Genomic DNA, 26,739 nt, shown 5'->3' with positions numbered 1-26,739 from the left:
ACCATGGACGAAACGATTGAACTGGGCGTTCTCGCCGAAAGCTTTGCCGAGATGCTGGGCGCGGAATGGCCGCGCGAGAAGGCCATTGCGCACTCATTCGGGACGGATGCGCCCTTCGAAGAGGGTCTTTGGCAGACGATGGCAGATCTTGGCTGGGCCGCGCTGACGGTGCCGGAGGCCCATGGCGGGCTTGGCCTTGGCCCAGACGCTGCCTTGCGACTTCACATGGCATTCGGTTCCTCTGTCGCACCGGTGCCTATGCTGGGTACCACGCTGGCCGCTGCGTTGCTGACAAGCGCACCTGATCATCCGCAAGGAGGCGCGCTGCTTGGCGGGCTTGCGGAGGGATCGGTGCGTGCAGCCTTCGCCGCCACGACAAGCGTGCCGCTCGCAGCCGATGGCGAGGCTGCAAGCGGCAAGGTGAACGACCTGCTCGACGCTCCATGCGCGACTCACCTGTTCCTGCGCGCGACCCGTGGTGGAGCCACCGGCTGGCTGGTCGTACCTGCCAATGCCGCTGGCATTGCCATTGAACGGTTCGCTCTTGTCGATACTTCCCGCTCGATGGGGAATGTCACGCTCGATGGTGTGGCGATCGACGATGCCGCGTTTGTTGCTGCTGACGCCGCTGCCGAAGCCGCGGTAACGCGGGCTGCAATGCTGGCGATCGCTGGCGACGCGCAGGGCGGCGGCGAGGCCGTTCTGGCAGCGACGATAGAATACATGTTGGGACGCGAACAGTTCGGTGTATCGATCGCCTCGTTTCAGGCGCTCAAGCATCGCGTTGCCGATCACCACACCGCGCTCGCTGCCTCGCGAGAGCTGCTCGAAAAGGCTGCAGCGCTACCCGCCGCCGATCCTGAAGCGCTGCTCTACGCCATTTCGGCCAAGCAGCATGCCACACGGCTGACCGCCGAGGTGGCACGCGACTGCATCCAACTTCACGGTGGGGTCGGCTTTACGGCCGAGTACGTGCCGCACATTTATCTGAAGCGCGCCAAGGTCAACGAGTGCCTGTGGGGCACCCGCTCCGCAACGCTCGACAGCGTGGCCGAACTGCTCGAGTGCATCGGCCTGGAGACCGTGAGTGCGGAAGGCACGCCCCGTGCCTTCGACATTCTTGGCAAAGTCGGCGACGAACCTGCATTCCGTCGGGAGATCCGCGACTGGCTTGCTGCCACGCTTGATCCGGCGTGGCGCGGCAAGTGGCAGTCGGCGCGCGAGAGCGACCTTCGGGCATTGATCATCACGTGGCTGGAGGAGCGGCGCAAGGTCGGTCTGGCCGCGCCGCACTGGCCAAAGGAATGGGGTGGCCCCGGTCTGCCCTTTGCATACCAGATCATGGTATACGAGGAGCTTTGCCGCGCTGACGCTCCCGAACTCGATATGTTCACCATTTCGTTGTTCCACACCCCGGCGACGCTGTTCGAGCACGGTTCGCAAGCGCAAAAGGACAAGTACCTCGACGGAATCGTCAACGGGACCGATATGTGGGTGCAGGGCTTCTCCGAACCCGGCGCAGGTTCGGACCTTGCAAGTCTGCGTACCAGCGCGGTCCGGCAGGGCGACCACTACGTGGTCAACGGCCAGAAGATCTGGTCGTCGGGCGGGATGAACGCCCGTTATTGCCTGCTGCTCGCGCGTACCGACCCGAACGGCAAGCGCAAGCATGACGGCATCTCCTATTTCATCATGGACATGCAGTCCCCCGGCGTCGAGGTCCGCCCCATCCGGCAGATCACGGGCGAAGCCGAGTTCTGCGAAATCTTCATGGACGACGTCAAGATCCCGGTCGAAAACCTGATCGGAGCTGAGGGCAACGGCTGGATGATCGCGCAGTCGACGTTGTCGACCGAGCGCGGTCTTCTGATATTTGGCGCAGTAGAGCGGCTGGCTCGGAGCTTCGCACTCGACGGACGTGACGCCGCCGGAAGCTGGATGCAGGACGCACAGTTCCGTCGCGAGTACGCGCAGTACTGGGCCGAACTCCAGACCATTCGCCTCATGATCCGCAAGCTACTGATCGAGCTTGAAGCCAATCCGGACAAGGCCTCCCCGACGCTACCCACTTTCATCAAACTGACCTTCGGTCCGTTCCTGCAGCGCTACAGCGAGTTCCTGCTTCGTGCCGAGGGGATGGAAGCGATGAAGTGGGAGCCGGCGATCCCCGGCACCGGACATTCCAGTCGCCTGCGCTTCCAGGATTTCCTCAAGAGCTACGGCTGGACCATCGCAGGCGGCTCGAACGAGATCATGCGCAATATCGTCGCCGAACGTATCCTGGGCATGCCGCGCGGGTGACGCGAAGGGAGCAAGGGAAAAGCGGATGAACGAGAGCCCTTGCCCAGCGGAGAACGCGCGTTTCGTGGCGATGATCGTACCGTTGATGATGACTGAAGTTGTTGCCACGCTCGGCCTGGTCATGCTCTTCGCAGCGCTGCGCCAGCTCGCGGTCGATCTCGGCTCAGCCGCAGCTGCAGGTTGGCTGGTCACGGCGTTCATCCTTTCCTCCGCAGTCGGCGGCGCACTGCTCGGCAGGGTGGGAGACGTTGTCGGTCGGCGCCGTGTGCTGCTGGCGGTTCTGGCTGCGGCCGTGATCGGCTCGCTGATCGGTTGCTTCACGCGCAGCGCCGGCCCCCTGATACTCGCGCGCACGCTGCAGGGCCTTGCCGGGGCATCGATGCCGCTGTGCATCGGCCTTGTCCGCGAGCGTGCACCTCCTGCGCTCGTGCCACGCGGCATCGGGTTGATTTCTGCAACTGCCAGCATTTCCGCTGGACTCGGACTGCTCGTCGGCGGGGTTATCGTAGACCTGTTCGACTGGCAGGCGGTGTTCACCGTGCTTGCCATTCTCTCGGTGCTCGCACTTCTAGGCGTGTGGCGCCTCGTTGCGGCTGATCCACCCCGCGGCTCCACCCGGATCGAAGATGTTGTGGGTGGGCTGCTGTTCGCGCCCGGAATAGTGGGCCTGCTGCTGGGCATCGAGGAGATCGGGCACAGTGGCATGGCGGACCCGCGCAACTGGCTGTGGATCGTGGTGTCCCTTGCGCTGTTGGCGATCTGGGTCTGGCGCGAACTGACCGTCGCGCAGCCGCTGATCTCAGTTCGGCTCCTGCTCGTGCCGCAGATCGCTCTTGCCAATCTTGCTTTGGTGTTCGCCGCTCTGGGTGCGTTCCAGTCGGGCCAGATGATGGCGCAGTTCGGTCAGCAGCCGCCCTCAAGCGGAGCCGGCCTCGGCCTCTCAGCCACAGGCGCAGCCATGCTGCTCACGCCGATCAACATAGCAGCCGGCTTCATCTACGCGCGCTTTGCCGGCCTCGTCGCTCGCCATGGGCCGCGCACGATGGCATTGCTTGGTGGCTTGCTGATGGCCGCGAGCTTCACCGGCCTCGTCCTGGTGCACGGCTCGGTCGTCGTGGTTGAGGTCTGGCTGGCAATCCAGATGGTCGGGCTTGGCATGGTCTTCGTTACCGTTCCGGTCGTGGTTGTGTCCGCATGCCCCCCTGAGCGGGTGAGCGAGGCAACCGGAATGATCGTTGTCATCAGATCAACCGCGATGGCGATCGGCGCGCAAGTGGTCGCCACGCTGCTCTCAACGCCCGGCGCTGGAACTCATGCCAGCGAAGGCACCTGGCGCATAGTCTTTGCCTGGGGCGCCATCACCGCCCTTGCAGTCGCGATCGTCGCTTTGCGGCTTCCTTCCCGCCTTCAGATCGAAAAGGCCCCCGATGTCCCTTGAATTTCAGGCAGAGATTGCCCCGCTTTTCGAACCCTTCGCGCTGCGCAGCCTTTCGCTCGCAAATCGCGTTGTCATGGCGCCGATGACGCGCGGGTTCTCGCCAAGTGGAGTGCCGGGAAAGGACGTCGCCGGGTATTATGCCCGCCGGGCCGATTGCGGGCTGATCATCACCGAAGGTGTCGGCGTCGATCACCCTGCCGCGCTCGGTGGCAGCGGCGTCGATGGTGACAACGCTCCGCACATGTACGGGCGTGGCGCGCTCGAAGGCTGGCGCGCCGTCGTTGACACGGTCCACGCGGCAGGTGGCAAGATCATGCCACAACTCTGGCATCAGGGCGTGATGCGCGAGATGGGAACCGGACCGCACCCCGAAGTCGAAACCCTGCGGCCTTCAGGTGTCTGGGGTCCGCTGGACCGCACTGCGATGGTGACGCCTGAATATCTTAGCAATGTCGCAGCAAAGCCCGGACGCGCCATGACCGACGAAGAAGTCGTCGACGTGATCGAAGGTTTCGCCCGCAGCGCACGATATGCAATGGACGTCGGTTTCGACGGTATCGCCATTCATGGCGCTCATGGCTACATGGTCGATGATTTCCTGTGGGATGGTACCAACAGCCGTACCGATCGCTGGGGCGGCGACCACATCGGTCGCGCCGCGTTTGCAGTCGAACTCGTCAAGGCGATCCGGCGCGAAATCGGGCTGGAGCCAGTCATCAACTTCCGCTTCTCGCAATGGAAACAACAAGATGTACGCGCGCGGTTGGCAGAGACACCGGACCAGCTCGGTGAAATCCTGGGCCCGATAGCTGATGCAGGCGTCGACATCTTTGACGGTAGCCAGCGCTATTTCGACAAGGCCGAGTTCGAGGGGTCGTCCCTCAATCTGGCAGGCTGGGCCAAGAAGTTGACCGGCAAGGCTGCGCAGACGGTAGGCGGCGTTGGCCTGAGTTCGGGCGTGTACGATTCCAAACGCACAGGTGGATCGGACGCAGCGCGCGAGAACATCGCCAATGTAGCCCAGCGGCTTGCGCGCAGTGAGTTCGATCTCGTCGGGGTGGGCCGCGCAATCATGCACGACCCGGCCTGGGTCGGCCGCGTACAGAGAGGCGAGGAGTTGCTGCCCTTTGCCGAGGCCTCGCGCTTCGTCCTGACCTGAGGCTTGTGCAAGGTGCAGATCAGGGCAAGGTCGTCACCTCGGCCCGCTCGGCCTCTCGCTCGTTCCAATAGCTGTTCCAGCTTGCATCGCTTTGGGGCAACTCGCAGGCGAAGTCCTCCTCACGCCCCGGCCACTTGTTGAAGTCGAGGCTGCGCGGAGCTTCACGCGCATCGCCCACGAAAAGGAAGCGTGGGCGGCGGCCCAGGAAGAGCCAGCGGCCTTCGATCGCGACATAGCGGTCAAAATAGACCATGAGGTTGACGATCCATTGATCTCCATCCTCATGTTCAGCTCGGCAATAGACGGTGCCCCGTGCGGTCTCGCTGCCAAGGTCTGTTATCACATGGCCGACGACCTGATGGAAACTGCGGTAGAAGCGAGCCAGCACGGGTCCATAGAAGGCGCGCGCGCCTGCGGCACCGGTGCCATGCTCGCCAAAGCGTGTCTGCGGCGCGAACAGTTCGCCCAGTGAGTGGATATCGCGGCTGTCCACTGCACGAGCATAGCTGCTGGCAAGTTGCCTGATTGCGAGCTGCGCTTCGACCGCAGCCAACCGCTCCTCAATTGTCCGGATCATCGTTCTCTCCCTTGGCTGACTACCAAATCAGTGCACTTGTTTATATGAAAATCAAGAGATGAGGACATGGCGATGTCGAGGGATGCTATGGACGCCATACGGCGCAAGTCTGCTGGGGTAGCGACAGAGGCATGCAACACCGTACCGACCATCACCGGTGCGCTGCATATGCTTGATGACGCGGCGGGGCGGATGGAAGCTGGTGAGCGCGGCGCCGGCTGGATGTTGACCAGCAACCCGGACCTTGTGAACCGTCTCTGTGCCTCGGAAGACATCGCAACTCTGAAGGTCTATCGCACGGAAGTCCGGCTGAGCCTGGCATGACGCACGGTCAGCCCTCGCTTACCGGAGGATCGAACCGACCAGCTATGGGCGCGAAAGCTGGCACACGGCCTTCGCGCCGTGCAGCAACAGCTTCACGAAAATCGTGCCCCTGCAGCATTGTGAGGGCAAGCGTCGCAGCGTGGTCCTGCGCGGTTGCAAAATCGTGCGTGGCCGCCTGGAAGATCTGCTTCTTAATTGCTGCGAAGCTTGCCGGCGCCCCACTTGCGAGGTCCTGCGCGTAGGCCAGCATGGCTGATCCAAAACCTTCGACCGGCAGCACATGCGCGACAAGACCCTTGGCAAGTGCTTCGCCTGCGCCCATCCGTCGCGCCGACAAAAGCAATTCGGCCGCATTGCCCGGCCCAATCGCGTGTGACAGCAGCCAGGCGAGCCCGCCTTCGGCCGGCAGCCCAAGCTTCACAAATGGCGCAACGAATACGGCGTCCTCGGCCGCGATACGGATATCGGCCGCGCAGGCAAGTGCAAGGCCGATGCCAGCGCAAGCGCCCCTGATCGCTGCAACCACTGGCTTTTCAAGCCGCATGATGCCATCGTAGCGAAGCCCGTTCGAGCCCGAATGGGCTGCATCAGGTCCGGCCGATATCTCGTCCAGGACATGCAGGTCCGCACCGGCGCAAAAGGCTCGCCCCGCACCGGCCAGCAACACCACGCGAACTTCCGGGTCCACTGCTGCGCGAGTGAACGCGGCCGTCAGACCCTGGCTTAGCGCGCGGTTTGAGGCATTGAGGCGGTCCGGCCGATTGAGCGTGATTTGTGCAACGCCTCCCGCAGCGCTGTACAACACTGCCTCTTGGGCCTGCGTGCTCACCAGCCAGCCAAGTCAGCAGCACGCTGCCTGTGTCGGCTGGGCGTGCCGAGCCATGCCCAATCAAGCATTGCGCGCTTCATGTAGATGTGCGTGTCGTGTTCCCAGGTGAAGCCGATACCGCCGTGCGCCTCGACTGTATCGCGGGTAACCTGGAGATACGTCTCGGCAAGATGCGCCTTGGCCTGCCCAGCGGCGTGGCGAGCCTTTTCTGGCAACGCATCCCAGGCATGCGCTGCAAACCAGTACAGCCCGCGCGCCGGTTCGGTGGCCAGAGCCATGGCGACGAGCTGATAGCGTAGCCCTTGGAAAGCCGCGATCGGCTGGCCGTACTGCTCGCGGATTTTCGCGTACTCGACCGACATGTTCACGCAATGGTCGGCTCCACCAAAGGCGTCGGCAGCGAGCAGCACGGCAGCGGCATCGAACACTCGCGGTGCAGCGACGGTGCCGTTCGCCAGCAGTTCGGCCGATGCATCGGTGAACGTCACGGTATCGAGCGGACGGGTACGGTCGGCAACATCGAGCCGGGCCACGGTAAAGCTCGCGTCTTTCTCGACTACCGCCAATGCGCCAGTGCCAAGCCCGACGACGATAAGGTCGGCCTCTTTTGCGTTGGGCACCATTGTCTTGGTACCAGTCAGGGTTTCACCCAGAAGCGTCCATTCATCCGGTGCCCAACGGCCCGGGCTTTCGCCGAAGGCGACGGTCGCAATCTTCTCGCCGCTGGCCAGCGCCGGCAACCATCGTTCCTTCTGCTCTTCCGAACCGCCGAGCGAGATCGCCAGCGCAGCGAGCGCGTGGCCGAGAAACGGCACTGGCGCTGCTGCGCGGCCGAGCGCCTCGGAAACGATCGCGAGGTCGATCAGCTCGAGCCCGAGCCCGCCGTGCGCCTCAGGCACCATGATCGCCGGCACACCCAGTTCGGACAGCGCAGACCAGAGCGCTGCATCGAACGCTGCCTCGCCGGGGGTGTCGAACACCTGATGAACGTGCAGTGCATCACACCGGTCGCGCAGGAGTCCGCTGACGCTGTCGACGAGTGCGTGCTGTTCGGGAGAAAGAAGAAAATTCATGCTGCGGCTCCCTGGCTATTGGCAGCGCGTTCGCTTGTCCGCTCGCGTGGCAGGCCGAGCACCCTTTCGGCGATGATGTTGCGCTGGATGTTGCTGGTGCCCCCGGCGATCGACATCGACAGCGAAATCATAAAGCGTTCGATCCACTTGAGGCGCGCGCCTCCCATGTCGGCAAAGTCGTCCTCCACAGCGTCGCGGGCCAGCTTGGCCATGCGACCAGCAAGGTCGGTCATATAGAGCTTGCGCATGGTCGAGAAAGTATCACCAGGCTGGTTGTGTATGTCGAGCGAGGTCGAGCGGTAGGTCGAGTAGACGAGGCTCATCAACTCCCCCTCGATCGCGGCGAGTTCCTCGCGGATGCGCAGGTCCTTGATTGCCGGTTGCCCGTCGCGTTCGACCTCCTTCAGCAACTTGACGAGATCGCGAAACATCGAAAGCGGCCAGGTCATCGCAGAGATGCCGGAACGTTCGTGCTTGAGCGTCGATCGGGTGACGTTCCAGCCCTTCCCGCGTTCACCCACGAGCATGTCGACCGGTGTCTCGGCATTGTCGAAGAAGACTTCGTTGAACTCCTTCTGCCGGGTCATCTGGACGAGCGGTCGAATGGTAACGCCTGGCTGGCGCAAGTCGATCAGGAGGTAAGAGATGCCTGCGTGCTTCGGAGCGCCAGGCTCAGTGCGCACAAGACAGAAGATGTGAGTCGACTTGTGCGCGTGACTTGTCCAGATCTTGCTGCCGTTGATGATCCACTTGGTCCCGTCTGACGAGAGCTCGGCACGTGTGCGGAGCGAAGCAAGGTCCGAGCCTGCGCCGGGTTCGGAAAAGCCCTGGCACCATACGATGTCGCCAGTCAGCGTGGGCGAAATGAACCGCTGCTTCTGTTCTTCGGTGCCCCATTCGAGCAACGTCGGCACGACAAGCCCATTGCCTGGAATCCGGCCCGAAGGGGCTCGGGCACGAGTCAGTTCTTCACGAATGATCTCGGCGCGCGCAATGTCGTACGGTTGCTCCGATCCGCCGTATGCGCGAGGGATCGAGCGGTGCATGTAGCCCTGCTCAATGGCGGCAACAACGAAGGCACGTTCATTTGCATGGCTTTTGAGATCGCCGTCTTCGGGCGGCCAATGAGACGCGATGAAGGCGCGCACCTCGGCGCGGAAGGCGTCATATTCGGGTCCAAAACCGAGGTCCACACCTAATCCTCTCTACGATTATCGATACCTTCGGTTCACCAGACAGAACGTTGCCCGTCAAGCCAAAATCAGATAACGACGTTATTGGATTATAAGGTTTGATGTTTGGCGCTTTTGACACATTGACATTTTTTGTCGTTATGTCAGAAAAGTGCCGGATCTGAGAATCGATGGCGCCAATAACGGTCGCCACAATTGGGAGATTGGCAGTGACATCGGATACTCTGGCAGCAATTCCAGACAGTGTGCCGCCTGAACTGGTGGTCGACTTCGATTTCTTCAGTCTGGTCGACGCGATTGAGCGTGGTGAGGCAGAGGATATCCAGAGCGCGTGGGCCGTGCTTCACAAGGGTCCGGATATCGTGTGGACTCCCCGCTACGGTGGCTATTGGATCGCAACCCGCGCGGCAGACATTGATGTGATCCAGATCGATCACGAGCACTTCAGTCACAACGAATTCGACATTCCGCTCGTTCCTGGAAGGGTGAAGTCGATCCCGCTCTCGCTCGATCCGCCCGAGCATACCCCGTACCGCAAGCTTCTGATGACGGCCTTCACACCTCAGAAGGTTCGCGCTTTCTCCCAGATCGCTCGCGACACGGCTCAGGCGCTGGTCGCGAAGCTCAAGCCCCGCGGTGAATGCGAATTCATCGACGAGTTTGCCAAAGTGCTGCCGATCCAGGTATTCCTCTCGATGATGGACCTCCCCTTCGAGGATCGCGAGTGGCTGCTGCCGCGAGTAGAGATCGCAGTGCGCAGTGCCGATATCGAGGCCAAGACGAAGAATCAGGGCGAGTTGGTCGGCTACCTGATGCAACATATTGCCGCACGGCAGGAAAAGCCGGGCGAGGACCTGCTCTCCATGATCGTCCACGGCGAAGTCGAGGGCCGGGCGCTCAACCCTATGGAGATCATGGCGATGAGCATGCTGGTCCTCGTCGGCGGGCTGGACACGGTCGCCTCGCAGCTAGGGTTCGTGGCGCACTATCTGGCCCGACACCCCGAGCAGCGGCACGAACTGATCGACAATCCCAAGTTGATCCCGGTCGCCTGCGAGGAATTCCTCCGCCGCTTCGGCCTGCCCAACACCGCACGCGAAATTACGATGGACTTCGAGTACAAGGGGCTGAAGTTCAAGAAGGGCGACATGATCCAAGCTCCCAAATGCCTCTACGGGCTGGACGACAGGGTCAATGAGCGGCCGTTCGAGGTTGATTTCCATCGAAAGCCTTCAAGCATCAAGCATGCCGCGTTCGGAGCCGGCCCACACATCTGTCCAGGCAATGTGCTCGCTCGGCGTGAGCTGATCGTATTCCTTGAGGAATGGCTGCCTGCGATCCCCGACTTTACAATCGATCCCGAGCGCCCGCCGGTGTTCGCGGCAGGTAGCGTGAACGGCGTGGACAAGCTTTATCTCAAGTGGCGCACCTGATCATGACGGCCTCTACAAAGATCGACGACAGCGCGATCCGCGCTGCCATTCGGCAGGCAATAGACGCGGGGCTCGAGGAAGCAGTCCATGTCGTGGCTTACCATGAAGGACGGCAGGTCCTGAACGTGTGGGATGGCTTGGCCGATCCTGTCCGCAACAAGGCCGCGAGCGAAGATACGCTCTACAACGTCTACTCGGTAACGAAGGCCGTCGCTGCCACGGCGCTTCACATCCAGGCCGAAAAGGGCCTGATCGACTACGACGCGCCAATTGCAGCTTACTGGCCTGAATTTGCGCAAAACGGCAAGGCCGCTGCGACCGTGCGCCATGCCCTCACGCACCGTGCCGGAGTGCCGCTGATGCCCGAAGGCGTCACTCCCGAATTGATGTGCGACACCGGCTGGATGACCTCGCAGATCGCTGCGATGGAGCCGCTCGCCCCGCCGGGAGAAAAGACGCTATACCAGTCGATGACCTTCGGCTGGATCATCGGCGAGATCGTGCGCCGCTCCGATCCCTCCGGCCGCGATCTTGGAACCTTCGTGCAGGACGAGATCGCAAAGCCGCTGGGCCTCACGGATCTCTGTATCGGCATGCCCGATGCTGTCGCGGACCGTGTCGCGGTGATGTCCAACCGCAATGAGAATGATCCCCCCCCGCCCGCTGCCACGCTCTATGCGAAATCGATGCCGTACGCGGTCGATCTCGTACCGCGGGTCTTCGGCCGTCCAGATGTGCAGCGCGCCTGCATTGCCGGGGTGGGCGGCATCTTCAACGCACGCGACGAGGCGCGCTTCTGGGCAATGCTTGCCGAGGGCGGCGCGCTCGACGGGGTTCGGCTGCTATCCGAGGAGCGCGTGCGCAGCTTCACCGCGATGCGCGACAACGGCGACGAGCCCGATCCTGTCATGTTTGGCATCCCCATCCCGCTGAGCACTGGCGGCTACTGGCTGGGTGGCCATCGTGTACCGGGCCCGAAGGTACTTTGGCACCCGGGCGCGGGTGGCTCGCTCGGCTGGGCTGATACCGAACAGCGGCTCGCAGTAGCTGTCTGCCATAACCGCATGTTCAACGCCCAGCGACCGGAAGACGACCCGATCCTGCCTATTACCCGAGCGGTTGTTGCCGCCCTGGACCTGGAGTGGAAAGCATGACCGTGATGCCCAAGCTGGAAGACCTCGTCGATCAGTCGTTCGATCCGTTTGTGGTCGAAAAACTGTCTACCGGCGATTGTCCCGATCCCTACCCTCGCATCCACGAACTGGCTGCACGTAGCCCGGTGATCGAAGGCAGCTACCGCATGCAGTTCACCGACGTTCCCGATGCGCAGATGGGACACCTGCCGCAGGTCATGGTTCTTGGCTACGACGCAGTGCTCCACGTGCTGACCAACCCCGAGATTTTCCGCAACAAGGAGGCTTTCGCCCCGAACCTCGGCAAATCATTCGGCAACACCGTGACGGTGATGGACGCGCCCGAGCACACCCGCTTTCGCAAGATTTTCCAGAAGGCGTTCCTGCCGCAGGTCGTGGCGAAATGGGGCGAGAGCGTGGTTGATCCGGTGGTTAGCCGGCTCATGGAAAATTTCATCCACCGAGGTGAAGCGGACCTCATCGAGGAGTTCACCCACCACTACCCGTTCCAGGTTATCTACGCGCAGGTCGAACTCGATCCCGCGCAGGGCCCAACGTTTCACAAGCTCGCAATCGCGCAGTTGCTCTCGTCGATCGGATTGCCGCAAGGCCCCGAGGCGAGTGGCAAACTAGGCGCGTTCTTCACGGAGCTCCTGCGCCAGAAGCGCGCTAACCCGGGGCCCGACCTCATCAGTCACCTCGCCAACGTGGAGGCCGATGGCGAGAAGCTGCCCGACGACGTACTAGTATCATTCCTTCGCCAGCTGATGAATGCCGGCGGCGACACAACCTACCGCGGCACGAGCGTGCTGCTCACCGCGCTGCTGACTCATCCCGACCAGCTTGCCGCAGTCATCGCGGACCGCAGCCTCATCCCTGCAGCGATCGAAGAGGCATTGCGCTGGGAAGGCCCGGTCAGTTCCACATTCCGCTACTGCTCGGTGGATACCGAAATCATGGGGCATCCGATCAAGGCGGGTACCTACATCAATACCGTGCTTGCGTCGGCCAACCGCGATCCGGAGAAGTTCCCCGAACCCGACAAGTTCGATATTTTCCGCAAGAACACGGTGCGCAACCTTGCCTTCGCCAGCGGCCCGCACCTGTGCATCGGCCAGCATCTTGCTCGTGTGGAAATGACCCGAGCCCTGAATGCGATCCTCGACCGGATGCCGAACCTGAGGCTCGATCCCGACAAGCCGGCGCCTGCTATCATCGGCCACTTGCTCCGCGTTCCAGAGCATCTTTGGGTGAAGTTCGACGTAAGCTGAGAGCGGACAGCGGAGGGGATCAATGAGAGCCTGGATGTGCATGAACTGCGGTTGGGTCTACGATCAGGCGACCGGCGACCCGATGAGCGGAATAGCCCCCGGCACAGCCTGGGAAGATGTACCCGACGACTGGAAATGCCCGGACTGCGGCGCCGAGAAGGCTGATTTCGACATGGAGGAGATTTGAACTTGGCCGAAGCACAAGCCGCGTTCGACTACGTCATTGTGGGCGCAGGATCGGCTGGTTGCGTGCTGGCCGAGCGGCTATCGGCCGACCCCGCCAATCGCGTACTCCTGCTTGAGGAGGGCGGTGATCACTCCGATATGCTCGTTACCATGCCCAAAGGCTTCGGCAAGCTTCTCACGATGCCCGATCGCGCGCACTACTATGCAACCACCAATCAGCGCGAAGGGGGCGGAGGCCCGGAAATCTGGGTTCGCGGCAAGATGCTGGGCGGGTCGAGCGCGGTAAATGGCATGGTTTGGAACCGTGGCCAGCAGGAGGACTACGACCGGCTGGCTGAACTCGCAGGGCCACAATGGTCATGGGATGCGATGCTGCCACATCTGCGTGGGCTCGAGGATCACGCGATGGGTGCAAGCGCCACACGCGGTACGGGCGGCCCGGTAGCAGTGAAAACACACCCAGCGCCCACCCCTCTTGCCAAGGCATGGATATCGGCAGGTACGGAACTCGGGCTTCCAGCGAAGGAGGACCATAGTGGACTTGCTCAGGAAGGCATCGGTCCACTGCAATGGAACATCGACGCGCGCGGACGCCGCGTCAGCAGCGCGCGCGCTTTTCTCGACCGCGCGCGCCGTCGGCCCAATCTTCACGTCGCGACGGGCGTTCGCGTTGACCGGGTGACGCTCGACAGTGGGCGCGCCACTGGGGTCGAAGGGCGCCGTGGCGGCGAAGCGGTGCGCTTTGTAACGCGCGGCGAAGTGATCCTCGCCGCCGGTGCATTGATGTCGCCGCGCATACTCCAACTCTCGGGGATCGGACCTGCGGAGGCTCTGCGTGCAGCTGGCATACCGGTCATCCTCGATAGCCCGAGCGTCGGGCGCCACATGCGCGAGCACATTCTCCTTTCGCTCAATTTCCGTTTGCGGCACTGGCGCGACAGTTCGAACCGAGAATTCTCCGGAGCCAGGCTTCTCGGAAATGTTGCGCGGCACGTATTGCTTGGTAGCGGGACGCTTTCTTACGGATCGTCCGAGGCGGCGGCGTTCGCGCGCGTGCTGCCCGAATCCACGCGGCCCGACACGCAGATCATGTTCCAGCCCTATTCGACCGAGCGCAGCACGGGCGGCTTCAAGTTCGAGGATGCGCCAGGCATGAGCCTCTATTCATTCCGGCTGCGCCCTGAGAGCGAAGGTTCGATAACCGTCACCTCACCTGACCCCGACGGCCCCGCCACAATCGATCCGAACTACCTCTCCGCCGAAAGCGATCGCCGCGCGGTTATCGGTGCTGTCAGGTTCCTTCGCAAGATTATAGCGCAGCCCGCTTTGGAGCCCTTTGTAGTGGGCGAAACCGAAGCGACCGCAAGCATGCAGAGCGATGACGAGATCCTGGATGCCTATCGCCTTTGGGGCGCTTCGGGCCTGCACGCCACCGCGACCGTACGCATGGGACGTGACAACTCCTCTCCCCTCGACGGTGAATTACGCCTGCGCGGTATCGAAGCGCTGCGCGTGGTTGACTGTTCGGTCTTTCCCGAGATGATCGCCGGCAACACAAACGCACCAACGATGGCGCTCGCCTCGCGCGCAGCAGAACTAATCCTGGCCCGCTAGTCAGGCCCGCGCTGTCGTAGCCCTGGCAGCCCATGGCTTACCCAGTGGCCCGCGATCATTGTACCGGACTAGCATCGCAATGGCTTAAGGGCGAAACGTCGGTAACGCCGGCTTGCTGCAGTGCATCTTAATCACGACGTGACTGGCCCTCGGCATGCGGAGATGAGCTGCCGCAGTGTTCTTAGAAGATGCAACTCGATGGCGAAACATGCTGCAATCGTCAGTGCAACGTGATCCACATTATCATATAATTCAATTATCTGATAATGTGCTCCTGTGCGGACCGAGTTGGAGGGGTAGTGAGAATGGCGGACCCGCTACGCGTGCCCGATCAGGCGAACGACATTTCGCCACGATGGTTGACCAGTGCGCTCGCCGAAAACCAGCCTGGCATACAGGTGCACTCAGTCGAGATCGTTGACGTGGTGAAAGGTGCCTGTACCAAGCTGAGGCTGGCATTGCGCACAAATCGCAGCGATTTTCCGGCTACCGTCCTGATGAAGGCCGGGTTCGAGCCGCACAGTCCGCACATGCGCGGGATGCATGTCAACGAAGTCCACGCTTACCGCGATCTGCTTCCCACTGTTGAAATAGAGTCGCCGCATTGCTTCGCCGCACTCGCCGACGATACCGGACGGGCACTCGTCATCCTTGAGGACTTGTGCTTGCGCAATGTCCGTTTCCTCGAACCGCAGAAACCGATCAATTTCAACCTCGCCGCGCGATTTCTTGACGGCTTGGCCGCGCTTCATGCACGCTGGTGGAACTCACCACGTTTGCGGGACGGCAGTTTCGCCTGGGTGCCCGATGCAAGCGAAGCGTCTCTTGCACACTACTTCGAACTGCTGCTCACGCCCGAACACTTTCAGACTTTTGCCACTGCCCCTAGAGGCGCCGCAATGCCACGAGTAATCCTTGACCCGGCACGGATCAGGGCAGCACACGCCGCAATGCGCATCGCCCAGGCGAAACACGAGGCACTGGTCATCAACCATGGCGACATGCACCTCGGCAACCTATACGTCGACGCACAAGGCAATCCCGGCTTTCTCGACGCCCAGCCTCGGCTTGGCTCGTGGTCAATAGACGTCAGCTATTTCCTGATCGCGGGGCTTGATCTGGAGGACCGTCGGCGGTGGCAGGCAGCCTTGCTTCAACACTACCTCGAAGCCCTTGCCGTTCGGGGCGTTGCTGCGCCTTTGTTCGACGATGCGTGGTCGGCTTATCGCCGCAGCGTCATCTGGGGATTGCTGATCTGGCTGCTCAACGGCTCGAATTTCCAGACTGAAGCAAACAACACTGCGGCCGCCTCGCGCTTTGCGATGGCGATGATCGATCTCGACACGTTCGGAATTCTCGGCGTGTAAGGCAAGGAACGACAGGTGAAGCGAACAATTCTTGTGACCGGATCGGCCGGTGGGATCGGCGGAGCGGCAGCGGCGCAGCTTCGCGCGGACGGTCTGCACGTCGTGGGGCTTGATCTGCGCGAAGCCGAAGTCACTGCCAACCTTGCAGATCCTGCCGAACGCGATGGTCTGGTAGATCGTATACTGGTTGCAAGCGGAGGGAGCCTGGACGCAGTCGTTGCGTGTGCCGGGGTCGCCAGCGCAGACACCAGCGCGATGGTAGCAGTCAACTATTTCGGCACGGTAGCCTTGCTCGATGTCCTCAGACCCATCCTTGCCTCCTCGAACGCACCGCGTGCGGTCGTTGTCACATCATCGGCCACGATCCTGCCGATCAGTCCGCCGCTGGTTGCGGCCTGCCTGGCGGGCGATGAAACGCAGGCTCAAGAGCTGGCCTCCATGGAGCCCGGTCTCGTCTACGCGTCAACCAAGCGTGCACTTAGCCGGTGGGTACGCCGCACATCGGCCCACCACGAGTGGGCCGGTGCGGGCGTGTTGCTCAACGGCGTCGCACCAGGCACGGTGCGCACCGCGATGACTGCACGGTTGCTGTCCTCTGCAGAAGGTCGGGCGCTGCTGGCCGAGGCTACGCCGATTGGGACTGCAGACTACGCGAGTCCTGAGGATATTGCACCGCTGCTGGCATTCCTTGCCAGCCCGCAGTGTCGTTACCTCGTCGGTCAGGTTCTGTTCGCGGATGGCGGCAAGGACGTGATCCGGCGCGGCGACGACATCTGGAGTTGAGCCCAGACTTCCGTCGGGCGAGAGGTTATTCGATTGTCCCCAGGATCGCGCCGACTTCATATGTCTCGCCAACCTGCGCAACGATACGGATCGTGCCGCTTGCTGGAGATTCGACCTCGTTGGTCGATTTGTCACTCTCCAGCGCATAAATCGGCTGGCCTTCGGTGACCTGATCTCCATCGGCGACCATCCATTCGGCCAGAACACCCTCATTCATCGAAAAGCCGATCTTGGGCAAAAGAATTTCGGTAGACATAGCTTCCTTCCGATAGTGTCAGCGTAGAAGATCGCGAATTGCGGATGCCAGCACGTCTGCGTCCGGTGCATAGGCATTCTCGAGCGGCTTTGAATACGGAACCGCACTAAAGGCACCGCCAACCCGCTTCACCGGTTTCTTGAGCTGGCCAAACAGTTCCTCGTTAATCACGGCCGCAATTTCAGCTCCGACGCCGTGTTGCTTGACCGCTTCGTGCGCCACCAGCACACGGCCGGTCTTTCGCGCCGAGGCGAGAACTGTTTCGCGATCCCACGGAGCGATCGTGCGAAGATCCACCACTTCGACCGAGATTCCCTCGCCCGCCAATACATCGGCAGCGGCACGGGCGTTTACGGCCATGCGGGCATAGGTAACCACGGTCACGTCCGTACCTTCGCGCTGGATTGCAGCTTTGCCAAGCGGTACACGGTGGCCGGCATCGGGCAATTCGAAGCTCATCGGTGCGAAATATGTCGGCAGATTCTCGATCAGGATGACCGGGTCAGGATCTTCGTATGCGGCGCGCAAAAGGCCATACGCATCCTCCGGAGTCGATGCGGCGCAGACCTTGATTCCGGGCGTGTGCGCGAACCATGCCTCGAGATAATCGCAGTGCTGTCCACCCGAGCCAAAGCCAAGCCCGGTCATCGTACGGATCACGATCGGCACACTGGTCTGCCCGCCAGACATGAAACGCAACTTTGCCGCGTGGTTGACGATCATGTCCATCGCCACGGTGGTGAAGTTCATCAGCATGATCTCGGCAATCGGCCGGTACCCGGCAAGGCTCGCCCCGATGGCCGCTCCCATGATTGCCTGCTCTGAAATCGGCGTTGACCGGACGCGCTCGTCGCCGAACTTCGTCGACAGTCCTTTGGTCATCTTGGTGATGCCGCCGCCCTCTGGATCAGCAAGGTCCTCACCCAGAGTGATTGCCTTTGGGTCCTCGGCAAAGATGTCCTGATAGGCCTTTGCGAGAGCGGCCAGGATCGTGACGGTAGGCTTCTTGGCCACTGGGACGGTTGCAGGCGCGCTCATGCCGCGATCTCCTTCTCGAACACGTCGAAGCGCAGGTCGTCCGGCTCGGGCCATGGTGATTCGAGCGCGAACGCGACCGCATCGTCGATCTGCGCCTCGATTTCGGCCTCAAACGAGGCGAGCTCATCCTCGGTGGCGATCCGATCGGCAATCAAGCGTGCGCGCAGTGCCGGAACCGGATCCGCAGCCATCGCGGCCGACTTCTGTTCCTTTGGCATATAGGAATCGTCATCCCCGAAGGTGTGCCCGAAGAAGCGGAAAGTCATGCATTCGAGCAATGTCGGCCCCTCGCCCGCGCGCGCGCGCGCCACCGCCTCGCTGAAAGCCAGGTACATTTCCGCAGGATCGTTGCCGTTCACCCGCACGCCCGGCATCGCATAGCCGGCAGCCCGGCTGGCAATGTTGCCGCCCGCGGTCATCTTCTCGAACGTCGTGTGCTCGGCGAAAAGGTTGTTCTGGCAGACGAAGATGGTCGGCAGCTTCCACACCGAGGCGAGGTTCATGGCTTCATGGATCGCGCCAATGTTCGATGCGCCGTCACCAAAAGTGCAGATCGAGACACGGTCTGACTGGTCGAGCCTTGCCGCCCAGGCCAGGCCGTTGGCGATCGGCGCGGATGATCCGACGATGCCGGTCGTGACCATGATTCCGCGCGGCGGATAGGTCAGGTGCATGGGGCCACCCTTGCCCTTGCACGATCCCGTCCTGCGCCCGGCCAGTTCCGCCCAGAGTTCGCGCAGCGGAAAGCCTTTGCCGATCATGTCATGAATGCCGCGATAGATCGTGCAGAGAGTGTCATCGTCACGCAAGATCTCGCCCATCACCGACGGAATGATCTCCTGCCCGCGATAGGAGTAGTAGACCATTGCAATCTGGCCCGACAGGATCACCTTGCGCGCGCGCTCGTCGTTCGCCTTGATTAGCGCTGCGCGCTTGTAGATCGACAGCAATGTCGCGTTGTCGATGGCGTTCGATGACATCGGCTCTCTCCCTCGCCGTTTGCAAATACAGATAAATTCGCTATATGATAAATAGAGAGGGGTCAAGCCCATCCAAGGGCAATGGGGAGAACCGGGAATGGCGCTCGAGAAGATTTTCCAGCCACTTAAGATCGGCCCCATAACGGTTCAAAACCGTGTCACGCGCACCGCCCACGGCGGGCTCGAAATGTCTCCCCGGATGACTGACGACTACATTGCTTATCACGCCAGGCGCGGCAGCGGTGGCTGCGGGCTGACCATTCTGGGCGCGGCAAGCGTCCACCCTTCCAGCATGCTCTACCCGTATGGTTTGTTCTACGACGGCATCGTCGATGATTACCGCAGGCTGATGACCGCAGTGGAGCCCTCGCCGATGAAAGTCTTTGCTCAGTTGTGGCACGGGGGCAATCTATATCCCGCGCAGGACGGCGGCCCGCCATGGGCGGTTTCAGACGTGCCTGGCATGACGGGACTAGTCGGCCAGCGGATGAATGAGGCCATGATCGAGGAAGTGATCGGTGCATACGTCCAGTGCGCAAGGCATGCACGCGATGGCGGATTACACGGCATCGAGATCCACGCCGCACACGGCTACTTGCCCCAGCAGTTTCTGTCGGAGATATACAACGACCGTGCAGATGGGTGGGGAGGCAGTTTCGAGAACCGAATGCGGTTTCTGCTCGAGTTAGTGCGACAGGTGCGATCGGCAGTGGGCGGAACGATGGCGGTGGGCGTGCGTCTGGCAGCTAGCGACATGCCCGGCGGCGTCGACGAGGGCATTAATATAAAAGTCCTCGAGCGACTCCAAGCCGAGAACCTCATTGATTACGTCAATATTTCACGTGGCGACTATTACCGCATGGATACGATGGTCGGTGCGATGCAAAACCCGACAGGCTACGAGCTTCCATCCTCTGGCACGATTGTCGCTGCGGCGACTGTGCCCCGCCTTCTTGCCGGGCGATACCGCACATTGGACGATGCCGAACAGTTGCTGCGCGACGGCACCGCAGATCTCGTCTCAATGGTGCGAGCCCAGATTGCAGACCCCGATCTGGTCAACAAGACGCGCGAGGGTCGGGCGCTGGAAGTGCGACCATGTATCGGGTGCAACCAGCATTTTCGCGGAGGTCGCTGGGGGTGCGCAGTAAACGCAGCGGCCGGAATCGAATCGCGCTACGACGAGTCACTGATCTCTCTGACCGAAACACCTCTCAAGGTGCTGGTGGTTGGCGGCGGTCCGGCCGGCATGGAGGCAGCGCGTGTCGCCGCGATGAGAGGCCACAAGGTGACGCTATGCGAGGCAAGCCCAAGGCTCGGGGGGCAGCTCGACATCGCACGCCTAGCACCCCACAGTGCCGGCTTTGGCGATATTGCTTTGTGGCTTGAGGCCGAGGTCTACAGGCTCGGAGTTGAAGTTCGCCTGAACACCTTCATGGAAGAAGACGAAGTCATCGCCGAAATGGCAGACCATGTGATCGTGGCAACCGGTTCGGTTCCGCGGATGGACGCACAGCAACACACATTGCCAAGCCAGCTCGTGCCTGGTGCAGACATGCCGCACGTTGTCTCGACGGCAGAACTTTTGCGAGAGAAGAAGCCACGCGGGCGTACTGCGCTCGTGCTTGATACCGTTGGGGACTATGAAGGGTTGGCTGCAACCGAGCATCTGCTCGCGCAGGGGCTATCTGTCACCTATGTCACCGCTCAAGCGGCGCTGGCCTGGAAGAACGAGCGCAGCCTGGCTGCATGGGAGCGCTTTCAGGCGCTCGGTCGGTTCACGTTGCTCGTACGCCACCACCTCGTTGAAATCCGTGAGAACGACGTGATGGTCCGGCCTTATCTTGCGGCAATGCAACAGGTCACAGCCGTACCTGCGGATACTGTCGTGCTTATCACCCCCAACAAGCCATTGCGCGAAATCCACGAAGCCCTGGCACCTGGAAATCCAAACATCCGGATCGTCGGCGACGCACGTGAGCCACGCGATCTGCTCAGGGCCATCTGGGAAGGCCATGCCGCAGCGCGAGAAATCCATTGACCATTGACGAGATGGAAGACCGATTTGCGATCCATGAGCTGATCGCACTCTACGGCCACCTGATCGACGAAGGTGAATGGCACCGCCTTGGTGAATTGTTTACCGACGACATTGTGTTCGATACCAGCGCATTCGAGCACGGCGAAATCACCGAGGGTCTCGCACGACTTGCTGCCGACTGGGCGACGCCCGGCTGGCCCCACCCGGTAGCACACCACGCCACGAACATCGTGATCAGGACGCTCGAGCTGGACAGGGCCGAGGTCCTCTCCAAGGGCATCGGAGTCGGCCGCAAGGGGCGGGTCGGCAGCGTCACCTACCGCGACACATTGGTGAAGAGCGCCGCCGGATGGCGGATCAAGCACCGCGTGGCTCAACTGCAAAGTGGCAGATGACAGGCGATCGACTTGCAAATTCTTGCCAAATGTCGTTTTACCTAGTTAGATGATAAACGACAAAGGGGCGAGAGTCGGACGTGGCCACATATGGCGTCTGGCGGCCGCATAAGAGGATGACGAAGACAATGAACGACCTGACCAGCGCCCTCCCTGCGCCCGAGCGCAACCCGGTCAGCGCGGGTATCGTACCGGCGCGCAATTACATTTCGCCCGAGTTCGCCCGGAAGGAAGCGGAAGGCCTTTGGAGCCGCGTCTGGCAGATGGCATGCCGCGAGGAGGAAATCCCCAAGATTGGCGACTACTACACCTATGACATCGTCGACCAATCGATCATCGTAATCCGCACCGCCGCAGATGAGATCAAGGCGTTCCACAACGTGTGTCCGCACCGTGGCCGCACGATCACTGAGGGCTGTGGCCACGCGAATCGCCTGTTCTGCAAGTATCATGGCTGGAACTGGAAAATCGATGGGACGGGCGCGAAAGTGGTCGACCGGCACGAGTGGCCTGCCGATGAACTGACCGATGATGCACTGAACCTTGCACCGGTGAACGTCGGCCGTTGGAGCGGCTGGGTCTACGTCAACATGGACCCTGATTGCGTAAGCCTCGAGGAGCATCTTTCTCCCGCCAAGGACTTTCTAGATCCGTTCGATCTCGGTGGGCTGCGCTACCACTGGCGAAAGTCCACCGTGCTCGACTGCAACTGGAAAGTCGCGCTCGAGGCGTTTGACGAGGGTTATCATGTCCAGACCACGCATAATCAGATGCTGCGCTATTTCGACGACTGGACCCAGAGCTATGCCCACGGCCGTCATGCGCACTTCGGCTACTGGGAATCGATGCCGATGGGGTCGCGCTCACCGCGCTTGACCGGCGGCGCCCCCACCGAGGACATCCGCCCGGGAATCCGCGACTACATGGAGGACATGGCGGCAACCCTGAATGCCGGATCGGCTGTTCAAACCGTGCACGCGGCACGGCGTGTCGAACAGGAGGTCGAGCCGGGCACACCAGCGATGGAGGTGCTCATGAAGTTCGGCCAATTCATCTACGAGCACGCGCTGTCGCTTGGTCTCAAATGGCCCGATATCACGGCCGAGCAGATGCAGGCCGCCGGGATCGACTGGCATCTGTTCCCCAACCAGATCATGCTGATGGGACCGACCGGTTCTCTCAATTACCGTGCGCGTCCGGTCGGCAGCAATCCCGACAAGTGCATATTCGACGTCTATTCCCTTCAGCGCTATCCCGAAGGCGAGGCACCCCCCAAGGTCGAGCTCGAATGGAGCCAGGATCATGCTGACACCGACTTCTGGGGACTGATCCTGACGCAGGACTTCGCCAATGTTGCGGAAGTGCAGAAGGGAATGAAGTCGAAGGGCTTCAAGGGCGCGCGCCCCAACCCGCGACAGGAGATCGCGATCTCAAACTTCCACCGCGCGCTCGAGGATTTCGTCGAGAACGGTTACGCGGGCGAAGGCAATCCGGCATGAGCCAGTGGGACGAGACCCGAGACTTTGTCATTGTCGGGAGCGGCGGTGGCTCGATGATTGCCGCGATTGCGATGAAGGACGCCGGCAAGGACCCGCTCGTCCTTGAAAAGACGGACAAGATTGGTGGCTCGACAGCAATGTCAGGCGGTGTGTTCTGGATACCGAACCATCCGCTTCAGGCCCGCGACGGGATCGACGACAACGCAGAGAAAGCGCGGACGTACCTCGATGCCGCTGTAGGGGACGTTGGCCCCGGAACCAGTCGGGCACGCAAGGACATGTTTCTCGAAGAGGGCCCCAAGATGGTGCTCTATCTTGAGCAGAAGGGCATGCCCTTCGTGCGCTGCGACGGCTGGTCGGACTATCATGACGATTTGCCTGGCGGCTGCCCTGAAAGCCGCAGCCTCGCGGTCGAGCCGTTTGCGGCCGCCAGCCTCGGCAAGGAATGGCAAGGCAAGCTCAGACGTGGACTGACGAACGTCGTTATCCGGGGCATCGAAGGTCGCCAGCTTATGCTGATGAAACGAATGGGCGTCGGCAAGCTCGCCGCGCTCAAAGTCGGTCTGCGCATGGCCAAGAGCAAGATCCTGGGTCAGGACCTCGTTGGTGCCGGAACCGCGATCCAGGGGCGGATGCTCAAGATGGCACTCGATCACAAGGTCGATATCCGCACCGAGGCTGGCGTCGCCGATCTGGTCGAAGAGAACGGCCGGGTAGTCGGTGTCGTGTCGAACAGGAACGGAAAACCCTGGCGGATCCGGGCGCGCGACGGGGTGCTTATCAACGCAGGTGGCTTTTCTCGCAACGCGCAGCTTCGCCAGACATACGGTCCCCAGCCCTCTTCCACCGACTGGACCAACGCAAATCCCGGCGACACCGGCGAGATGATCGAATTGGCCAAGGGACTTGGTGCCGCGCTCGATTGCACAGACGGCGCGGTCTGGATACTGACCTCTACGCCGCCATCTGGCGACCGGTACATGCACGTGCTCGACCTGCCGAAGCCGCACGTGATCCTCGTTGACCAACAAGGCAGGCGTTTCACGAACGAGGCGCAGAGCTATATGGCCAACGGTCAGGCGGTCTACGCGCACGGGGATGTGCCGGTCTGGGCAATAATCGAAAGTCGCCACCGCGACCGATACCCCTGGAGCTTTCACGCCGGAGCTACTCCGCAGGAGTGGTTCGACAGCGGCTACATGAAGAAGGCTGCTTCGCTCGAGGATCTGGCACGCCAGATCGAGGTCCCGGCAGAAAACCTCAAGGCTACGGTCGAGCGCTGGAACGTGATGTCGCGCAAGGGCAAGGATGAGGACTTCGGCCGCGGCTCCAAGGCCTATGATCTTGTATTCGCAGACCCGACCAACGCGTATCCCAACCCAGGCCTAGGCCCGATCGAGCAGCCACCCTTCTATGCGGTAGCGATCTACCCCGGCGATGTGGGAACGTTCGGTGGCATCGTGACTGATGAATATGCCCGTGCGCTGCGCGAAGACGGCTCGGTTATCCCCGGCCTTTATGCCACCGGCAATTCGACCGCCTCGGTCATGGGTCGGACATATCCGGGGGCCGGTGCCTCGATATCGCCTGCATTCATCTTCGGCTGGGTGGCTGCACGCCACGCCGCACGCCAGAATTTCGCCTGAGGAGCCAAAAATGGGATCCGGATCGGAGCAGATGCTCAACGAGCTCTACGACAAGATGAAGATTCGTGAAGTTGTCACCAACTACTGCCGTGGTGTCGACCGGATGGACCGTGATCTGCTGATGAGCGTCTATCACCCCGATGCGATCGACGACCATGGCTTCTTCGTGGGAAATCGCGAAGATTTCTGGGACTGGGTGAACCGCTACCACACCAACGCGCAGATCTCGCACCAGCACGTCATCACCAACCACAGTTGCGAACTTGATGGTGATACGGCCCACGCCGAGACGTACTGGATGATGGCCGGCATGGACGCAAAGGACATGACTCTGACACTCGGCGGCGGGCGCTATATCGATCGCATGGAAAAGCGGGAGGGGGAGTGGCGGATCGCTGCGCGCAAGTGCGTAGCCGAGTGGGGCGGGGAACCAGCGCCATCGAAGGTCCCGTTGGAATTCATGGCAATGCTTCGCGAGAGCGGCACGGTAGCGCGCGACCGCAGCGATTCATCCTATGAACGACCGTTGGCTGTGAAGCCTGAACGCGTCGGCATCAATCTCGACATCCTTCCGCCCGAGTACCGGCCGGAATGACCGGCACGCGGGTGCTCGTTCGTGATTGAACGACTTGCATCTCTTCATCATTTTCGTATAAATCAGATATACGTTTATTCTCAGGTAAGGTTCCAATATCGATGGCCACGCTCAATTCGATCGTCCGCGCGGTCCTGGCAATAGATCCGTCGGCGCCGGCGATAGAGCACAACTGCCAGTGGTACACATGGGGTGAGCTGAGCGAGATCATCGACTCGGTCGAAGCAATCCTGACGCGAGAAGGCATCGGTGCAGGTACGCGCATCGGCGGAATCCTTCGCAACACGCCGCAAATTGCCGCAGTCATCATCGCAACAATCATCAACGACCGCTGCGTGGTAACGCTCAATCCGGCATTGCCGGACGACAAGCTGGTTGCGGATATCAACACGCTGGAGATCCCGGTGGTCATCGCCGAAATGGTTGACTGGGAGCGACCGGCAGTGATGGCTGCGGTCAAGCAATCCGGAGCACTCGGGATTGCGATAACCGGTGATCGCGCAGAGCCTGTGCGCGTCGTCCTGCCACGCACCGGCAGCGGGTTCCGCAACGATGCAGCCGGGGTCGGGATCGAAATGCTCACCAGCGGAACAACCGGCACGCCCAAGCGCATTCCGCTCAAGGCCGCGAACTTTTCGCGAATGGTGCTCGACGCCGCCGTGTTCGAGAACCGTGACATTGATACGCCTCCCCGGTTATCCCGCGCTGTGGCGATTACCAACACGCCGTTTTCGCACATCGGCGGGATATTCAGCCTGTTCGTGACGCTTTCGGCTGGCCGGAAGATCTGCATGCTCGACCGGTTCCGCGTCGAAGAGTTCGTTGGCGCAGTCCAACGCCACAAGCCCAAGGTTGCCGGCGCACCGCCCTCGGCCCTTCGCATGATCCTCGATGCCGATGTGCCGCGGGAGGCTCTGTCGAGTCTTGTCGCCTTTCGGACATCAACCGCGCCACTCGACCCCGATCTGGCCGACCAGTTCCAGGAACGCTTCGGCATACCAGTGCTGCAGAATTACGGCGCTACGGAGTTCGCCGGGGGTGTTGCCGGATGGACGCTTCCGGATTTCCGCAAGTACGGCGAAAAGCGTCGCGGCAGTGTGGGGCGCATGAACCCGGGTATCGACGGACGCATCGTGCATCCGGAGACCGGCGAGCCGTTGTCCTTTGGTGAAACAGGTCTTCTCGAGATCCGCGCGAAGCACTTGGGCGATGGCAAGAGCTGGGTGCGCACCACCGATCTTGCGAAGATGGACGAAAAGCAATTCCTCTGGATCCTTGGACGCGCCGACAATGCCATCATCCGAGGAGGCTTTAAGATCATGCCTGACGACGTGGTCAAGGCGATCGAGGCGCATCCTGCGGTGCTCGAAGCGTGCGTCGTCGCTCTACCGGATTCCCGGCTGGGACAGGTACCCGCCGCCGGCTATCGCGTGAAGAACGGCGCCTCGGTGAGCGAAGATGAGTTGCGTGCTTTCCTCCGCGAGAGACTGTCGGCCTATCAGGTGCCAACGCAACTGGTCAAAGTCGATGATTTCGTTCGCACGCCTTCGATGAAGCCCAGCCAGCCCGAGCTCAAGAAGCTGTTCGAAGCTGCATGAGCGTGGCCAT

24 protein-coding genes are annotated in these 26,739 nt (G+C 61.6%); 17 read left to right on the top strand and 7 right to left on the bottom strand.

The genetic code is table 11. The features are described 5' to 3' along the window. Positions 1 to 3: 3 nt before the first annotated feature. The 3 genes from HGI47_RS18200 to HGI47_RS18190 are packed head-to-tail and all read left to right on the top strand — an operon-like array spanning position 4 to position 4,898. A complete protein-coding gene (locus HGI47_RS18200; RefSeq protein WP_168854201.1) occupies positions 4 to 2,301 on the top strand; it encodes an acyl-CoA dehydrogenase in 2,298 nt (765 codons plus the stop codon). 25 nt (positions 2,302 to 2,326) lie between these two features. Continuing rightward, the gene (locus HGI47_RS18195; protein WP_168854200.1) at positions 2,327 to 3,739 is read left to right on the top strand and encodes an MFS transporter; all 1,413 of its coding nucleotides are present in this window, start codon (positions 2,327 to 2,329) and stop codon (positions 3,737 to 3,739) included. Next, complete coding sequence (locus HGI47_RS18190) at positions 3,729 to 4,898, top strand: NADH:flavin oxidoreductase (RefSeq protein WP_168854198.1); 1,170 nt, start codon at positions 3,729 to 3,731, stop codon at positions 4,896 to 4,898. The genes HGI47_RS18195 and HGI47_RS18190 overlap by 11 nt, the downstream gene beginning before the upstream one ends. A 19-nt stretch (positions 4,899 to 4,917) precedes the next feature. On the opposite strand, the gene HGI47_RS18185 is transcribed toward HGI47_RS18190, so the two are convergent. Further along, the gene (locus HGI47_RS18185) at positions 4,918 to 5,475 is read right to left on the bottom strand and encodes a nuclear transport factor 2 family protein (protein ID WP_168854197.1); all 558 of its coding nucleotides are present in this window, start codon (positions 5,473 to 5,475) and stop codon (positions 4,918 to 4,920) included. 72 nt (positions 5,476 to 5,547) lie between these two features. Here HGI47_RS18185 and HGI47_RS18180 point away from each other — a divergent pair, with 72 nt between their 5' ends. After that, positions 5,548 to 5,799: a hypothetical protein gene (locus HGI47_RS18180; RefSeq protein ID WP_168854196.1), complete on the top strand. Its 252-nt coding sequence runs from the start codon at positions 5,548 to 5,550 to the stop codon at positions 5,797 to 5,799. Positions 5,800 to 5,806: 7 nt separating this feature from the next. Here HGI47_RS18180 and HGI47_RS18175 read toward each other — a convergent pair whose 3' ends face one another. Genes HGI47_RS18175 through HGI47_RS23140 form a run of 3 tightly spaced genes read right to left on the bottom strand, consistent with a single transcriptional unit; the run spans position 5,807 to position 8,894 of the window. Continuing rightward, positions 5,807 to 6,628: an enoyl-CoA hydratase-related protein gene (locus tag HGI47_RS18175; protein ID WP_168854195.1), complete on the bottom strand. Its 822-nt coding sequence runs from the start codon at positions 6,626 to 6,628 to the stop codon at positions 5,807 to 5,809. Beyond that, positions 6,625 to 7,701: an acyl-CoA dehydrogenase family protein gene (locus tag HGI47_RS18170; RefSeq protein ID WP_168854194.1), complete on the bottom strand. Its 1,077-nt coding sequence runs from the start codon at positions 7,699 to 7,701 to the stop codon at positions 6,625 to 6,627. The genes HGI47_RS18175 and HGI47_RS18170 overlap by 4 nt, the downstream gene beginning before the upstream one ends. Further along, a complete protein-coding gene (locus tag HGI47_RS23140; protein ID WP_168854192.1) occupies positions 7,698 to 8,894 on the bottom strand; it encodes an acyl-CoA dehydrogenase family protein in 1,197 nt (398 codons plus the stop codon). The genes HGI47_RS18170 and HGI47_RS23140 overlap by 4 nt, the downstream gene beginning before the upstream one ends. Before the next feature lie 209 nt (positions 8,895 to 9,103). On the opposite strand from HGI47_RS23140, the gene HGI47_RS23135 reads away from it, so the two are divergent. From HGI47_RS23135 to HGI47_RS18130, 7 genes are all read left to right on the top strand, one after another. After that, on the top strand, positions 9,104 to 10,327 hold the full coding sequence (locus HGI47_RS23135; protein WP_206066282.1) for a cytochrome P450: 1,224 nt from the start codon (positions 9,104 to 9,106) through the stop codon (positions 10,325 to 10,327). Further along, positions 10,315 to 11,481 (top strand): serine hydrolase domain-containing protein, encoded by a 1,167-nt coding sequence (locus HGI47_RS18155; RefSeq protein WP_206066281.1) that lies wholly within the window; start codon positions 10,315 to 10,317, stop codon positions 11,479 to 11,481. The genes HGI47_RS23135 and HGI47_RS18155 overlap by 13 nt, the downstream gene beginning before the upstream one ends. After that, positions 11,478 to 12,731, top strand: coding sequence for a cytochrome P450 (locus tag HGI47_RS18150; RefSeq protein WP_168854189.1), 1,254 nt, complete (start codon positions 11,478 to 11,480; stop codon positions 12,729 to 12,731). The genes HGI47_RS18155 and HGI47_RS18150 overlap by 4 nt, the downstream gene beginning before the upstream one ends. A 22-nt stretch (positions 12,732 to 12,753) precedes the next feature. Beyond that, positions 12,754 to 12,918, top strand: a complete 165-nt coding sequence (locus tag HGI47_RS18145; RefSeq protein WP_168854187.1) for a rubredoxin — start codon at positions 12,754 to 12,756, stop codon at positions 12,916 to 12,918. A 2-nt stretch (positions 12,919 to 12,920) separates the two neighbouring features. Continuing rightward, entirely contained in the window at positions 12,921 to 14,531 is a 1,611-nt protein-coding gene (locus HGI47_RS18140; protein WP_168854186.1) for a GMC family oxidoreductase, read from the top strand. A 305-nt stretch (positions 14,532 to 14,836) separates the two neighbouring features. Then, positions 14,837 to 15,898: a phosphotransferase gene (locus HGI47_RS18135; protein ID WP_168854184.1), complete on the top strand. Its 1,062-nt coding sequence runs from the start codon at positions 14,837 to 14,839 to the stop codon at positions 15,896 to 15,898. Between the two features lie 15 nt (positions 15,899 to 15,913). Then, positions 15,914 to 16,681 (top strand): SDR family oxidoreductase, encoded by a 768-nt coding sequence (locus HGI47_RS18130; protein WP_168854183.1) that lies wholly within the window; start codon positions 15,914 to 15,916, stop codon positions 16,679 to 16,681. Positions 16,682 to 16,706: 25 nt separating this feature from the next. Here the strand turns inward: HGI47_RS18130 and HGI47_RS18125 are convergent, their stop codons facing one another. Genes HGI47_RS18125 through HGI47_RS18115 form a run of 3 tightly spaced genes read right to left on the bottom strand, consistent with a single transcriptional unit; the run spans position 16,707 to position 18,955 of the window. Next, entirely contained in the window at positions 16,707 to 16,937 is a 231-nt protein-coding gene (locus HGI47_RS18125; RefSeq protein WP_144907307.1) for a biotin/lipoyl-containing protein, read from the bottom strand. A gap of 18 nt (positions 16,938 to 16,955) precedes the next feature. After that, the gene (locus HGI47_RS18120; protein WP_168854182.1) at positions 16,956 to 17,975 is read right to left on the bottom strand and encodes an alpha-ketoacid dehydrogenase subunit beta; all 1,020 of its coding nucleotides are present in this window, start codon (positions 17,973 to 17,975) and stop codon (positions 16,956 to 16,958) included. Beyond that, positions 17,972 to 18,955, bottom strand: coding sequence for a thiamine pyrophosphate-dependent dehydrogenase E1 component subunit alpha (locus HGI47_RS18115; RefSeq protein ID WP_168854181.1), 984 nt, complete (start codon positions 18,953 to 18,955; stop codon positions 17,972 to 17,974). The genes HGI47_RS18120 and HGI47_RS18115 overlap by 4 nt, the downstream gene beginning before the upstream one ends. 97 nt (positions 18,956 to 19,052) lie before the next feature. Here HGI47_RS18115 and HGI47_RS18110 point away from each other — a divergent pair, with 97 nt between their 5' ends. From HGI47_RS18110 to HGI47_RS18085, 6 genes are all read left to right on the top strand, one after another. Continuing rightward, positions 19,053 to 20,996: an FAD-dependent oxidoreductase gene (locus HGI47_RS18110; protein WP_168854180.1), complete on the top strand. Its 1,944-nt coding sequence runs from the start codon at positions 19,053 to 19,055 to the stop codon at positions 20,994 to 20,996. Then, on the top strand, positions 20,993 to 21,391 hold the full coding sequence (locus HGI47_RS18105; RefSeq protein WP_206066280.1) for a nuclear transport factor 2 family protein: 399 nt from the start codon (positions 20,993 to 20,995) through the stop codon (positions 21,389 to 21,391). Before HGI47_RS18110 ends, HGI47_RS18105 begins: the two co-directional genes overlap by 4 nt. Before the next feature lie 128 nt (positions 21,392 to 21,519). Then, positions 21,520 to 22,890, top strand: coding sequence for an SRPBCC family protein (locus HGI47_RS18100; RefSeq protein ID WP_168854178.1), 1,371 nt, complete (start codon positions 21,520 to 21,522; stop codon positions 22,888 to 22,890). Further along, positions 22,887 to 24,536 (top strand): FAD-binding protein, encoded by a 1,650-nt coding sequence (locus tag HGI47_RS18095; protein ID WP_144907302.1) that lies wholly within the window; start codon positions 22,887 to 22,889, stop codon positions 24,534 to 24,536. The genes HGI47_RS18100 and HGI47_RS18095 overlap by 4 nt, the downstream gene beginning before the upstream one ends. Positions 24,537 to 24,546: 10 nt before the next feature. Continuing rightward, a complete protein-coding gene (locus HGI47_RS18090; RefSeq protein WP_168854177.1) occupies positions 24,547 to 25,131 on the top strand; it encodes a nuclear transport factor 2 family protein in 585 nt (194 codons plus the stop codon). Positions 25,132 to 25,232: 101 nt separating this feature from the next. Continuing rightward, positions 25,233 to 26,729: a class I adenylate-forming enzyme family protein gene (locus HGI47_RS18085; protein ID WP_168854176.1), complete on the top strand. Its 1,497-nt coding sequence runs from the start codon at positions 25,233 to 25,235 to the stop codon at positions 26,727 to 26,729. Positions 26,730 to 26,739 lie beyond the last annotated feature (10 nt).

The sequence above is a fragment of the Novosphingobium sp. ERN07 genome (assembly GCF_012641335.1).
GTDB lineage: Bacteria > Pseudomonadota > Alphaproteobacteria > Sphingomonadales > Sphingomonadaceae > Novosphingobium.
Note: the sequence above shows the minus strand (reverse complement) of the source record. Positions and strands in the feature narration are given on the sequence as shown.